General features: G+C 65.4%; 14 protein-coding genes. 12 read left to right on the forward strand and 2 right to left on the reverse strand.

All coding sequences use genetic code 11. From position 1 onward, the window contains the following. Nucleotides 1-4 precede the first annotated feature (4 nt). The 12 genes from ACQR0Z_RS04040 to ACQR0Z_RS04095 all read left to right on the forward strand — a co-directional run bounded on the left by ACQR0Z_RS04040 (nucleotide 5) and on the right by ACQR0Z_RS04095 (nucleotide 11,008). The gene (locus ACQR0Z_RS04040) at nucleotides 5-1,660 is read left to right on the forward strand and encodes a nitrite/sulfite reductase (protein ID WP_434917753.1); all 1,656 of its coding nucleotides are present in this window, start codon (nucleotides 5-7) and stop codon (nucleotides 1,658-1,660) included. Continuing rightward, nucleotides 1,647-2,165: a DUF934 domain-containing protein gene (locus tag ACQR0Z_RS04045; protein WP_434917754.1), complete on the forward strand. Its 519-nt coding sequence runs from the start codon at nucleotides 1,647-1,649 to the stop codon at nucleotides 2,163-2,165. Before ACQR0Z_RS04040 ends, ACQR0Z_RS04045 begins: the two co-directional genes overlap by 14 nt. Beyond that, nucleotides 2,162-2,890: a phosphoadenylyl-sulfate reductase gene (locus ACQR0Z_RS04050; protein ID WP_434917755.1), complete on the forward strand. Its 729-nt coding sequence runs from the start codon at nucleotides 2,162-2,164 to the stop codon at nucleotides 2,888-2,890. Before ACQR0Z_RS04045 ends, ACQR0Z_RS04050 begins: the two co-directional genes overlap by 4 nt. 203 nt (nucleotides 2,891-3,093) lie before the next feature. Further along, nucleotides 3,094-4,083, forward strand: a complete 990-nt coding sequence (locus tag ACQR0Z_RS04055) for a sulfate ABC transporter substrate-binding protein (RefSeq protein WP_434856282.1) — start codon at nucleotides 3,094-3,096, stop codon at nucleotides 4,081-4,083. Between the two features lie 43 nt (nucleotides 4,084-4,126). Further along, on the forward strand, nucleotides 4,127-4,963 hold the full coding sequence (gene cysT, locus ACQR0Z_RS04060) for a sulfate ABC transporter permease subunit CysT (protein WP_434856281.1): 837 nt from the start codon (nucleotides 4,127-4,129) through the stop codon (nucleotides 4,961-4,963). A gap of 10 nt (nucleotides 4,964-4,973) precedes the next feature. Beyond that, nucleotides 4,974-5,879 (forward strand): sulfate ABC transporter permease subunit CysW, encoded by a 906-nt coding sequence (gene cysW, locus ACQR0Z_RS04065; RefSeq protein ID WP_434917756.1) that lies wholly within the window; start codon nucleotides 4,974-4,976, stop codon nucleotides 5,877-5,879. Continuing rightward, nucleotides 5,869-6,906, forward strand: a complete 1,038-nt coding sequence (locus ACQR0Z_RS04070) for a sulfate/molybdate ABC transporter ATP-binding protein (protein ID WP_434917757.1) — start codon at nucleotides 5,869-5,871, stop codon at nucleotides 6,904-6,906. The genes cysW and ACQR0Z_RS04070 overlap by 11 nt, the downstream gene beginning before the upstream one ends. 387 nt (nucleotides 6,907-7,293) lie before the next feature. Further along, complete coding sequence (locus ACQR0Z_RS04075; RefSeq protein ID WP_434856278.1) at nucleotides 7,294-7,812, forward strand: CAP domain-containing protein; 519 nt, start codon at nucleotides 7,294-7,296, stop codon at nucleotides 7,810-7,812. Nucleotides 7,813-7,958: 146 nt separating this feature from the next. Continuing rightward, a complete protein-coding gene (locus ACQR0Z_RS04080) occupies nucleotides 7,959-9,134 on the forward strand; it encodes a DUF3734 domain-containing protein (RefSeq protein ID WP_434856277.1) in 1,176 nt (391 codons plus the stop codon). Between the two features lie 4 nt (nucleotides 9,135-9,138). Further along, entirely contained in the window at nucleotides 9,139-9,930 is a 792-nt protein-coding gene (locus ACQR0Z_RS04085; protein WP_434877929.1) for a 3-hydroxybutyrate dehydrogenase, read from the forward strand. 263 nt (nucleotides 9,931-10,193) lie between these two features. Next, nucleotides 10,194-10,445: a SemiSWEET transporter gene (locus ACQR0Z_RS04090; RefSeq protein WP_006614646.1), complete on the forward strand. Its 252-nt coding sequence runs from the start codon at nucleotides 10,194-10,196 to the stop codon at nucleotides 10,443-10,445. An 11-nt stretch (nucleotides 10,446-10,456) separates the two neighbouring features. Continuing rightward, the gene (locus tag ACQR0Z_RS04095) at nucleotides 10,457-11,008 is read left to right on the forward strand and encodes an RNA 2'-phosphotransferase (RefSeq protein ID WP_434917758.1); all 552 of its coding nucleotides are present in this window, start codon (nucleotides 10,457-10,459) and stop codon (nucleotides 11,006-11,008) included. A 14-nt stretch (nucleotides 11,009-11,022) separates the two neighbouring features. On the opposite strand, the gene ACQR0Z_RS04100 is transcribed toward ACQR0Z_RS04095, so the two are convergent. Continuing rightward, entirely contained in the window at nucleotides 11,023-11,682 is a 660-nt protein-coding gene (locus tag ACQR0Z_RS04100; RefSeq protein ID WP_434917759.1) for a L,D-transpeptidase, read from the reverse strand. Between the two features lie 172 nt (nucleotides 11,683-11,854). After that, on the reverse strand, nucleotides 11,855-13,231 hold the full coding sequence (locus tag ACQR0Z_RS04105) for a lipopolysaccharide biosynthesis protein (RefSeq protein ID WP_434917760.1): 1,377 nt from the start codon (nucleotides 13,229-13,231) through the stop codon (nucleotides 11,855-11,857). Nucleotides 13,232-13,325: the final 94 nt, after the last annotated feature.

Here is a 13,325-nt window from a genome sequence, read left to right on the forward strand (position 1 = left end):
TCTCATGTATGCTTATGACGAAATCGACCGCACTTTGGTCAACGAGCGCGTCGCCGAATTCCGCGACCAGGTGAAGCGGCGGCTCTCGGGCGAACTGTCCGAGGACGAGTTCAAGATGCTGCGGTTGCAGAACGGCGTGTATCTCCAGCTGCACGCCTACATGTACCGCATCGCCATTCCCTACGGCACGCTGTCGTCGGACCAGCTGCGCCGGCTGGCGCATGTCGCGCGCCGCTACGACCGCGGCTACGGCCACTTCACGACCCGGCAGAACATCCAGTTCAACTGGATCAAGCTCGCCGAGCTGCCGGACGCGATGGCTGATCTCGCCGAAGTCGGCATCCAGTCGATGCAGACCTCCGGCAACAACATGCGTAACGTCACCTCGGACCAATGGGCCGGCGTCGCGCCGGGCGAGATCGAGGACCCCCGCATCTGGGCCGAGCTGCTGCGCCAGTTCACGACGCTTCACCCGGAATTCTCGTTCCTGCCGCGCAAGTTCAAGATCGCGATCACGGCGTCCGAGCATGATCGCGCCGCGATCAAGATCCACGACATCGGCCTGCGTCTGAAGAAGAACGAGCAGGGCGAGACCGGCTTCGAGGTGCTGGTCGGCGGCGGCTTGGGACGCTCGCCCTTCATCGCCAAGACCATCAAGCCGTTCGTGCACGGCCATGACATCCTGAGCTATGTCGAGGCGATCCTGCGCGTCTACAATCAGTACGGCCGCCGCGACAACATCTACAAGGCGCGCATCAAGATCCTGGTGCACGAGCTCGGCATCGAGAAGTTCGCCGCCGAGGTCGAGGAGGAGTGGCAGCAGATCCGCGACGGCGTGCTCAAGCTCGACCAGGGCATCATCGAGGACATCCGCTCGCGCTTCTTCTATCCGGCCTATGAGACGCTCCCGCACATGCCGGACGAGCTGAAGCAGGCCGCGGCCGATCCGAAGTTCGAGGCCTGGCGCAAGAACTCGGTGTTTCCGCACAAGGTGCAGGGCTACGCCATCGCCGTCGTGTCGCTGAAGCCGATCGGCAAGCCGCCGGGCGACGCGACCGCCGGCCAGATGGACGCGCTCGCCGCCATCGCCGACAAATATTCGTTCGGCGAGATCCGCGTCGGCCACGAGCAGAACCTGGCTCTGCCGCATGTCCGCAAGCGCGACCTGCCGGCGGTGTGGAAGGCGCTCGAGGACGCCGGTCTCGCGATCCCCAACGTCAACCTCGTCTCCGACATCATCGCCTGCCCGGGCCTCGACTACTGCTCGCTGGCGAATGCGCGCTCGATCCCGATCGCGCAGGAGATCACGCGGCGCTTCGCCAACCACGACACCGCGAACCTGATCGGCCGGCTGCACATCAACATCTCCGGCTGCATCAATGCCTGCGGCCATCATCACGTCGGCCACATCGGCATCCTCGGCGTTGAGAAGAACAACGAGGAATTCTATCAGATCACGATCGGCGGCCGCGCCGACGAGGGCGCCGAGCTCGGCACCCTGATCGGCCCCGCGGTGCCCTATGCCGAAGTCGCCGATGTCGTCGAGGATATCGTCGAAGCCTATCTTGCGCTGCGCGCGCGCCCCGACGAGCTGTTCGTCGACACGGTGAAACGGATCGGGGTCGAACCATTCAGGGAGCGGGTTTATGCCACTCGTTAAGGGCGGACATATCGTTGCGGACGAGTTCGTCCGCGTCACCGACGATTCTGAGCTGCCGGCTGGCGGCGCGATCCTCGTCTCCGAGACGCGCTTCCTCGCCGGTCCCGACGCGCTGGTCAGCCGCGCCGGTGGCAAGCTCGGCGTGATCTGGCCGAACAATCGCGACGTCGACGATCTCGTGCCCTATCTCGACCGGCTCGCGCTGGTCGCACTGGTGTTCCCGAGTTTCCGCGACGGCCGCGCCTATACCCAGGCGCGCCTGCTGCGCGAGCGCTACGGTTATCGCGGCGAGCTGCGCGCCACCGGCCAGGTGCTGCGCGATCAGTTCGTGTTCATGCTGCGCGCCGGCTTCGACGCCTTCGACGTCAAGAAGCAGGCGGACGCCGAGGCGTTCACCGAGACCGTGAAGCGCTATTCGGTGTTCTACCAGCCGGCCGGCGACGGGCGGATCTCCGCGCTGCACCAGCGCCTGCAACTGCGTCATTCGGAGCGCGCCGGGCTGTGAGCACGCTGGCCGCATCACCAGAGGTCGAGCAGACACCGGTCGCAGCGCTGGATGCGGCGCTGCGCGCGGCGTCGCCGCATGAAGTGATCGCTGCCGCCGTGCAGGCGATCGGTCGAGAGCGGCTCGCGGTGGTCTCTTCCTTCGGCTCGGAATCGGCGGCGCTGCTGAAAGTGACCGCTGATGTCGATCCGGCCATTCCGGTGGTCTTCCTCGACACCGGCCATATGTTCGCGGAGACGCTCGCCTATCGCGACCAACTGATCGAGATCCTCGGCCTCCGTGACGTCCGCTCGATCAAGCCCGATGCGGCCGCGCTGGCGCGCGAGGATGCCGACAGCGATCTGTGGTTCTCAGATCCCGATGCCTGCTGCCGCATCCGCAAAGTCGAGCCGCTGGCCCGTGCGCTGGCGCCGTTCGCGGCCTGGATCAATGGCCGCAAGCGTTTCCAGGGCGGCCTGCGCGCCGCGATTCCCGTCGTCGAGCAGGACGGCGCGCGGGTGAAGTTCAACCCGTTCGCCAACGCCAGCCGCGAGGACATCGCGGGGATCTATCAGTCCGCCAACCTGCCGCAGCATCCGCTGGTCGCCTCCGGCTTCCGCTCGATCGGCTGCATGCCCTGCACCAGCCGCTCGGACACCGGCGAGGACGAGCGCGCCGGACGCTGGCGCGGCCGCGGCAAGACCGAATGCGGCATCCACACGGTCGCGACGTCGGCGGTCTCGTAGCAATCGTTGCCCCTTGTTCGGCTGCGAGGACGACATTGTGTCACGGCGAAGAACGTCTATGCCAATGCCGGGCGCATCGTAAGCAAAATGCTGATGCTCGGCCGGAAACAAGAAAATCCGGTTCCGTTGACTCTGACGTACACATCCGGCGATCTGAGGTGCGTGCGCCTGCAACATCGCGGGCCTGGAAATGGAGAGCTTGGATGATGCGGCGTGTTCTGGCTGTGGTCGCGGGCCTCGCATGGGCGGGATCTGCCTATGCGGCTGACGTGAACCTGCTCAACGTGTCCTACGATCCGACGCGTGAGCTCTATGTCGAATTCAACAAGGCGTTTGCCGCAAGCTATCAGAAGGAAACCGGCAAGTCGGTCGAGATCAAGCAGTCGCATGGCGGCTCGGGCGCGCAGGCGCGCAGCGTGATCGACGGCCTGCAGGCCGACGTCGTCACTTTGGCGCTGGCCTATGACATCGACGCCATCGCCAACAAGGGACTGCTCGACAAGGAGTGGCAGAAGCGGCTGCCGCAGAACGCCTCGCCCTACACCTCGACCATCGTGTTCCTGGTCCGCAAGGGCAACCCGAAGGGCATCAAGGACTGGGACGATCTCCTGAAGTCCGGCGTCGACGTCATCACCCCGAACCCGAAGACCTCCGGCGGCGCGCGCTGGAACTATCTGGCCGCCTGGGGCTATGCGCTGAAGAAGACCGGCTCGGCCGACAAAGCCAAGCAGTTCGTGGCCGACCTCTATAAGCACGTTCCCGTGCTTGACACCGGTGCCCGGGGCGCCACCGTCACCTTCGTGGAACGCGGCGTCGGCGACGTGCTGCTGGCCTGGGAGAACGAAGCTTATCTGGCGCTGAAAGAGTTCGGTAAGGAAAAGTTCGAGATCATCTCGCCGTCGCTGTCGATCCTGGCAGAACCGCCAGTTGCCGTCGTCGACACGGTCGTGGCCAAGAAGGGCACGCAGGCGGCCGCCGAAGCCTATCTGAAGTACTGGTATACGAAGGACGGCCAGGAAATCGCCGCACGCAACTTCTATCGTCCGCGTGATTCCGACGTCGCCAAGAAGTACGCCGAGTCGTTTGCCAAGGTCGACCTGTTCACGATCGATGATGTGTTCGGCGGCTGGACCAAGGCTCAGAAGGAGCATTTCGGCGAAGGCGGGATTTTCGATCAGATCTACAAGAACTGATTGTCCGGTCGGACGTCAGAGCTGGAATGAGCCGGGTGGCTAATTGAGCGTACTTGCACCACGACGCAGCACCTTGCCGGGCTTCGGTCTCACCATGGGACTGACGCTGACCTGGCTGTCCCTGATCGTCCTCATTCCCCTCGCCGGGCTGTTCGTGCGTTCGACGGATCTCAGCCTGGCGCAGTTCTGGGACATCGTCACCAGCCGGCGCACGCTCAGCGCGCTGAAGATCTCGTTCGGGCTGTCGTTCGCGGCGGCCTGCGTCAATCTCGTGATGGGCACGATCGTGGTCTGGGCGCTGGTGCGCTACCGCTTCCCGGGCCGGCGGCTGTTCGACGCCATCGTCGACGTGCCGTTCGCGCTGCCGACAGCGGTCGCCGGCGTGGCGCTCACGGCGCTGTTTGCGCAGAAGGGCTGGCTCGGCGCGCCGCTGGCCGAGCTCGGCATCAAGGTGGCGTTCACGCCGCTCGGCATCTTCATCGCGATGATCTTCATCGGCATCCCCTTCGTGGTCCGCACCGTGCAGCCGGTGCTGATCGATCTGGATCCGGAGATCGAGGAGGCGGCGGCGAGCCTCGGCGCCAGCCGCTGGCACATCGTCACCAAGGTCATCCTGCCGAGCCTGACGCCGGCCTTGCTGACCGGCTTCGCGCTCGCCTTCGCCCGCGCGGTCGGCGAGTACGGTTCCGTGATCTTCATCGCCGGCAACCTGCCGAACGTGTCCGAGATCGCGCCGCTTCTGATCGTGATCCGCCTGTCGGAGTTCCGCTATGCCGACGCCACGGCCATTGCAGTGGTCATGCTTGTGGTAGCATTCGTGATCATCTTTGCGGTGAATCGCCTGCAGCGCTGGGCCCAGGCCCAGGCGCCGTCAACGTGAGGGCCGCGGCATGAGCATCGAAATGACCCTGCAACAGACGCGCGACGCCACGGCAGCGCACAGCCATGCCGCAACGGCCGCCCGGCGCGATCCGCGCGCCGAGCCGCGCTTCGTGCGCATCGCGATCATCACGCTTGCTGTCGGGTTCCTGTCGATCTTCGTCGTGCTGCCGCTGGTCGTCGTGTTCGTCGAGGCGTTCGGCAAGGGTATTACGGCCTATTTTTCCGCCCTGGCCGACCCCGAGGCCTGGTCCGCCATTCGCCTGACGCTGGGTGTCGCTGCGGTGTCGGTGGGCACCAACCTGGTGTTCGGCCTCGCTGCCGCCTGGGCGATCGCGAAGTTCGAGTTTCCCGGCAAGACCTTCCTGATCACCTTGATCGACCTGCCGTTCTCGGTCAGCCCCGTCATCTCCGGCCTGGTCTTCGTGCTGCTGTTCGGCGCGCAGGGCTTCTTCGGCCCCTGGCTGCAGAGCCATGGCCTGCAGATCCTGTTCGCTTTCCCCGGCATCACGCTCGCCACCATCTTCGTGACCTTCCCGTTCGTGGCGCGCGCGCTGATCCCGCTGATGCAGGAGCAGGGCACGCAGGAGGAGGAGGCCGCGATCTCGCTCGGCGCCTCGGGCCTGCAGACTTTCTTCCGTGTCACCCTGCCCAACATCAAATGGGGCGTGCTGTACGGCGTCCTGCTGTGCAACGCGCGCGCGATGGGCGAGTTCGGCGCGGTGTCGGTGGTGTCGGGCCACATCCGCGGCGAGACCAACACGATGCCGCTCTTGGTCGAGATCCTCTACAACGAGTACCAGATGGTGGCCTCGTTCGCGATCGCCTCGCTGCTCGCGATGCTCGCGCTGATCACGCTGATCGCCAAGACCATTCTCGAACGCAATATCGACGGGGACTTGCCTCATGACCATTGAAGCGAGGGGCGTCGTCAAGACCTTCGGCGCGTTCAAGGCGCTCGACGGGGTCGACTTGAAGGTCGCCAATGGCGAGCTGCTGGCGCTGCTCGGTCCGTCCGGCTCGGGCAAGACGACCTTGCTGCGCATCATCGCCGGTCTCGAATGGCCCGATGCCGGCGAGATCCTGTTCGACGGCGAGAACGCGCTGGATCGTGGCGCGCGCGAGCGTCATGTCGGCTTCGTGTTCCAGCACTACGCGCTGTTCCGGCACATGAGCGTGTTCGAGAACGTCGCCTTCGGCCTGCGCGTGCAGCCGCGCAGCATCCGCAAGAGCGAGGCGCAGATCCGCGCGCGCGTCAAGGAGCTGCTCGATCTCGTGCAGCTCGACTGGCTCGCCGACCGCTATCCGAGCCAGCTCTCCGGCGGCCAGCGCCAGCGCATTGCGCTGGCGCGCGCGCTCGCCATCGAGCCGCGCATCCTCTTGCTCGACGAGCCGTTCGGCGCGCTCGACGCCAAGGTGCGCAAGGAGCTGCGGCAATGGCTGCGCACCCTGCATCATTCGATCAACGTCACCTCGATCTTCGTCACGCACGATCAGGAGGAGGCGCTCGAGGTCGCGCATCGCGTCGTGGTGATGGACAAGGGCCGCATCGAGCAGGTCGGCTCGCCGAACGACGTCTATGACAGCCCCGCGACGGCCTTCGTGCACGGCTTCATCGGCGAGTCGATCATGCTGCCGGTCGAGGTCACCGGCGGCGCGGTGCATCTGAATGGACGGCCGCTGGACATCGTCGCCGAGGGCGCTGCCACGGGTGCCTCCACCTTGTTCGTGCGGCGTCACGACATGCTGATCGGCCCGGCCGACAGCGGCACCCTGCACGGCGCGGTCACCCACGTCCGCAGCTTCGGCCCGGTGCAGCGCGCCGAGATCGCGCTGACGGAGGGCTCCACCATCGAGATCGACGCCCCCCGCGACCGCGAACTCCGCATCGGCGACCGCATCGGGCTCAAGCCGCGACACTATCGGATTTTTGCGGGCGGGTAGGGCCGGTCGAGCTCGGCTTCTACCGGCAGGTCGTTAGTCCAAGTCTGCGAGAAAAACATTCGCTGTCGTCCCGGACAAGCCCGGCAACGCGTCAGCGTTGGCGGGCGCCGATCCGGGACCCATACTCCGTGCAGCTTGTTGGGGCAGGCTGGAGCGGCATCGCGTCTCGCCACATCCGCCGCGGCGTATGGGTCCCGGCTCGGAGGCCGGGACGACAGCGGGAATGTGGCGTCGTCTCTGGCTTGACCGAAGCGTGCTTATGGTTGACCAACCCTTACCCGGCCGAAACGGCTCCAATTGTACCGATGGAACTTACCTTCGATTCACCTTTCAGCCACGGTTGATGTGCAACAACCCGCCTCTCGTCTTCGCATAGGGACCGGTTCATTGACGCGTCTGGCTATCGCTCTTCCCATCGCTCTCCTGCTCGCTGGCTGCGCGGCTGATACGCCGGCTGTCGTGCAGGCGCCGACCATGTACGCCGACATGGCGGTCGCGGGGGCGAGGCTCGATGCAGTCGCCGCGGCGACGATGATCTCACAATATCGTCAGAACAACGGGCTCGGCACCGTCGAGGTCGATCCCGAGCTGATGCGGCTTGCGGAGTCGCAGTCGCAGGCGATGGCCGACAAGAACAAGCTCGATCACGACGTGCGCGCGCCACTGGCCAAGCGCCTGACCGGCGCGGGCTATGATGCCGTCGTCGCGGTCGAGAACGTGTCGGCGGGCTATCATACCCTGGCGGAAGCCTTTTCTGGCTGGCGCGATTCGCCGCCTCACCGCGCCAACATGCTGAAGAACGGTGTCACAAAAATAGGCATCGCCGCGAGCTATGCTCCGAATACGAAATACAAGGTCTTCTGGACCATGATCCTCGCCGCTCCCGACGGCAAGAAGCCGTCCTGACAGGCACGCCGCTGCTCCCTGCATGGGCGGTGACCTGTCCGGTTTGGCCCCATGGCTGGCCGGAGGCGACCTATGCCGGAGGTTGATTTGACGTTATCAGCAAGTCACGCCACGCTGGCGCCACTGCTGATAACCGATCGATTGACATGAATCATCATTCGCTGCCGGCTCCGCCGACAACTCCCTCTGATGCCAAGCGCGTGCTCGTCCTGCAGGGCGGCGGCGCGCTCGGCTCCTATCAGGCCGGTGCCTATCAGGCGCTGTGCCATTTCGATTTCGAGCCCGAATGGGTCGCCGGCATCTCGATCGGCGCGATCAATTCCGCGATCATCGCCGGCAACGAGCGCGAGAAGCGCATCGAGCGCCTCAAGGAATTCTGGCACATGGTGTCCTCGCCGGTGCCGTGGAAGCCGCTGCTCAACGGCGATCATCACCGCTCGGCCTTCAACGAGGCGAGCGCCGCGCTGATCGCGGCGTTCGGCGTGCCCGGCTTCTTCACGCCGCGTTTCCCACCGGCACCGCTGTGGCCGGCCGGCACGCCGCAATCGGTGAGCTATTACGACACCGCGCCGCTGAAGAAGACGCTGGAGCGGCTGGTCGATTTCGATCGCATCAACGATTGCAGGACGCGGCTGTCGGTCGGCGCCGTCGGCGTCACCACCGGCAACTTCACCTATTTCGACAATGTCGAGTTCAAGAAGCAGGGCAAGCGCATCGGCCCGGAGCACATCATGGCCTCTGGCGCGCTGCCGCCGGGCTTCCCGCCGGTCGAGATCGACGGCGAGCACTACTGGGACGGCGGCATCGCCTCCAACACGCCGCTCGACTACGTGCTCGACATCGGGGCGGACCGTGATCTCTTGATCTTCCAGGTCGATCTGTTCTCCGCGCGCGGTGACCTGCCGCGCACCTTGTTGGAGGCCGCCGAACGCGAAAAGGACATCCGCTATTCCAGCCGGACGCGGATGAACACCGACAAGAACCGCATGATCCACAACACCCGCAAGGCGTTCCGCGAGCTCTATGCCAAGCTGCCTGACGAGCTGCGCAACGATCCGTCGCTGGAGATCCTGTGCAAGGCGGCGCAGGAGAACACGGTCACGGTCGTGCATCTGATCTATCGCAGCAAGAACTACGAGACGTCCTCCAAGGACTACGATTTTTCCCATGTCGCGATGGTCGAGCATTGGGAGGCGGGCGTGCGCGACGTGCATTCGTCGATGCGCCACAAGGACTGGCTGGAGCGGCCGCAGTCCGGCGAAACCATGGTGACCTACGATCTCACGCAGGACGGCAACCTTGCCGCCGCCAAGAAGGAGTGAAGTTATGACGACGAATTTGAAGGGCAAGACCGCGGTGGTCACCGGTTCGACCAGCGGCATCGGGCTTGCGATCGCCCGCGGTTTCGCAAGCGCCGGTGCCAACATCGTGCTCAACGGCTTCGGCGCTGCCGCCGATATCGAGAAGGAGCGCGCGGCGATCGAGAGCGAGTTCAAGGTGAAGGCCGTGCATTCGCCGGCCGACATGAGCAAGCCGGCCGAGATCGCCGGCATGATCGCGCTCGGCGAGAGCACGTTCGGCTCGGTCGATGTCCTCGTCAACAATGCCGGCATCCAGTTCGTCTCGCCGGTCGAGGAGTTTCCGCCGGAGAAGTGGGAGCAGATCATCGCGATCAACCTGTCCTCGGCGTTCTACGGCATTCACGCCGCCGTGCCCGGCATGAAGAAGCGCGGCTGGGGCCGCATCATCAACACCGCCTCGGCGCACTCGCTGGTCGCCTCGCCCTTCAAGTCGGCTTATGTGTCCGCCAAGCACGGCATCGCCGGCCTGACCAAGACCGTGGCGCTGGAGCTCGCGACCCACAAGATCACCTGCAACTGCATCTCGCCCGGCTATGTCTGGACGCCGCTGGTCGAGAAGCAGATCCCCGACACCATGAAGGCGCGCAACCTCACCAAGGAGCAGGTCATCAACGACGTGCTGCTGGCCGCGCAGCCGACCAAGGAGTTCGTCACCGTCGACCAGGTCGCCGCCCTCGCGCTGTTCCTGTGCAGCGACGAAGCCGCGCAGATCACCGGCACCAACCTGTCGATCGACGGCGGTTGGACTGCGGCGTAGCTTTGTTTGATGGGGGCGGAGCCTGCTTCACCCACACCGTCATCGTCCGCGCAGGCGGACGATCCAGTATTCCAGAGACGGCAGTGATCGATCGAGGGGCCGCGGCGTACTGGATTCCCCGCCTTCGCGGGGAATGACCGAGGGTGTTGGTGGGGGTCACCGCCTCACGCTCAGCAAGCAATTTCGCGCCGGAGCGGGTTTCGCTTCGGCGCGGGTCATTCTACAAGCGTGCGTTTCCACGACCAGCGCACGGACGTCTCATCTTGCTGACCACGATCATCGGCCTCGGCGCCGCCACCTGCACCACATGCTCGTTCCTGCCACAGGTCATCAAGGCCTGGCGCTCGCGTTCGACCCATGACATCTCGATGGGCATGTTCGTGCTGCAGACCACCGGCAATTCGATGTGGCTGCTCTACGGCGCGCTGATCAGCGACCTGCCGCTGGTCGTCGCCAACGCCATCACGCTGGGCCTGGTCGCCGCGATCCTCGGCCTGAAGCTGCGCTACGGCTAGGGTCTCTCATCATGGCGTTCGATCCTGTTCGACTGAGCAAGTTCCTGAGCCTGGTGTTGCGGCATCAGCCGGAGGCGATCGGTCTCGCGCTCGACGTCCAGGGCTGGACCGCCATCGACGACCTGATCGCACGCGCCACCGCGGCGGGAACGGCGTTCACCCGCGCCGAGCTGGAGCATGTGGTCGCGACCAGCGACAAGAAGCGCTTCACGATCTCCGACGATGGGCTGCGTATCCGCGCGGCGCAGGGACATTCGGTGTCAGTGGAGCTTGGACTCGCGCCGAGCGAGCCGCCGGCCGTGCTGTTTCATGGGACTGCGACGCGCTTCGTCGAGTCGATCATGGCTCAGGGATTGAAGCCTCAGTCGCGCCAGCACGTGCATCTGTCGCTGGATGAGGCCAATGCGCTCAACGTCGGCCGCCGTCACGGCAAGCCCGTCATATTTCGCGTCGATGCGGCGGCGATGCATCGCGCCGGCATGGCCTTCTATGTCGCCGACAATGGCGTCTGGCTCACCGATCACGTCCCGTCGACGTATCTGACCCCTTGCGCGACGTCCTGATCGACGGCGCGCCGTCAGCTGCGGCGCGCGAACACGTTCGTGTTGGAGGAGGCGACGCTTTGCCCGGGCGGCAGCACGACCACCGTCGATCCGAGCTGCACGCGATTGTAGAGATCGGCGACGTCGATGTTGGTCATGCGGATGCAGCCGGACGAGATCGCCTGGCCGATATATTCGGGCTGATTGGTGCCGTGGATGCGGTACAGCGTGTCCTTGTTGCCCTCGTAGAGATAGATCGCGCGGGCACCGAGCGGATTGGCCGGGCCGCCGGCGACGCGCTTCGGATAGGGACCGAGCCGCGCCTGGATGTCCGCGGTCGGAACCCAGTCCGGCCATTCCGCGAGCTTGCCGACGGTGGCGACGCCGGAAAAGGCCTGCGCCTCCTCGCCGACGGCGACGCCGTAGCGCACCGCCTTGCGGTCGGGCAGCACGTAATAGAGGAAGCGCGCATCGGTATCGACGACGATCGTGCCCGGCTGTTCCTGCCGCGTGTATTCGACGATGTGGCGCTGGAACTGGTCGGGAATCTTCGCCTCGGCGTAGGGCGCACGCGCCAGCAGTTGCCGGTCGCGCGGCGTCAAGGCGGCATCGGTGGTCGGCGACAGCGTCGCCTCCATGCAGCCTGCCAACAGCAACGGTGCAGCCAGCACCATCGCGAGCCCCAGTCTCGACATCTCGATCTCCCCCAACGCGCGGTCGAATGATCTGCCCGGAACATCGCGCCAATATCAAGGCGTTGCATTCAACACTTGCGTGATCACCGCGTGAGGGCCGGATGCTGATAACGCTCTTAGTTCTGCCGGAGAAGGGACAAGATGACGCAACGATCGTGCCGGCTGAGTTCCCTCACGCTGCCTTGCCGAAGGCGAGAACGTGCAGGCCAAGGCGCTGCTTGACGATGCGGAACAGCAGCACGGTCTCGAACGCCAGAGACAGCGAGGTCGCGGCTGCGGCGCCATGGCCGCCGAACTGCGGCACCAGCAGGACGCACAGCACGAGGTTCATGACGAAGGCCGCCGCATAGGCCATCGCGCAGGCGCGCTGCTGGCCCAGCATGTTCAGGAGCCGCTCGACCGGACCGATCGCCGCGCGCACGACGAGGCCGATCGCGGCGATGAACATGATATCGTAGCCCGCGGTGAATTGCGCGCCGAACAGATAGAGCAGCGGCTTGCCGAGCGCGAGCAGCACCAGGGTCGCGGCCAGCGACGGCCAGAACGTCCATTTGATCGCGTAGGCGACGTAGGCCGACAGCCGGGCCTTGTCGCCGAGTGCGTGGTATTCGGCGAAACGATGCGCCGTCGTCGCCGACATCGCATAGTGGATGAACGACACCAGCGCGAGCGTCTTGACGACCGCGAAATAGATGCCGACCTCCTCGGAGGAGCGGAACTGCTGCAGCACCAGCACGTCGGTGTAGGACAACAGCAGATAGAAGCTCTCGACCAGGAGGATGGGCAGCGAGATCGCGAGCCAGCCTCTGAGATCATACTGCTTCGGTCCGCGCGCGACATGGCGATCGAGCCTGCGGTTCAGCACCACCATCTGGCCGAGCATCGCGATCCACACCGCGGCGGCGCTCGCGGCCATCGCGGCGGTGGCGCCGAGGTCGAGGCCGAGCACGAAGGCGCCCGCGGTGAAGCCGATGATCAGGGTCTGGCGGATGATGAACTGCGGCATCAGCCCGAGCGTCATCCAGTCATGCGAGCGTGCGATGCCATCCTGGGTGTTGGCGACGACGAAGGCGGGCAGGGTCAGGCAGCCGATATAAAGCGGCATGCGCTCGCTCGGATCGATCCACGGCGACAGCAGCGCGACGAGTCCGGCGAGCAGCAGCGCGGCGGCGGTCGAGGTCGCCAAGGTCAGCCAGCGGCCGCCGGCGAGGAAGCCGCGCAGTAGCGCCGGCTGGTTCGACGTGCGGTAGTCGGGAATGATCTTCTGCGCGGAGGAGGCGATGCCGAAATCGAGCATGCTGCCGAGCAGCAGCACCCAGGTCCAGACATAGACATAGGTGCCGTAGTCGGAGCCGCCCATCCAGCGCGCCAGCAGGATCTGGCTGAGATAGGCAAGGCCGGCGCTGAGTACGCGAATGATGAAGATGGTGCCGGCCAGCCGCCGCGTCAGCGACGCGTCGCCACTGCCGCCGAGCGCGGCCAGGCGCGCCTTCAGGCGGGCGACGAGGCCGGTCGATACGCGTTCGTTACGGGCGTCCATCACGGCCACGGCAGGATCAGGCTCCACGTCCGCACCGATGGCGGCGATGGTAACCTTCCTATCAACGCATCGTTAAGAATCGGTTGGGCCCGAGGGCCAACGC

The sequence above is a fragment of the Bradyrhizobium sp. HKCCYLS3077 genome, from assembly GCF_051167555.1.
Taxonomy (GTDB): domain Bacteria; phylum Pseudomonadota; class Alphaproteobacteria; order Rhizobiales; family Xanthobacteraceae; genus Bradyrhizobium.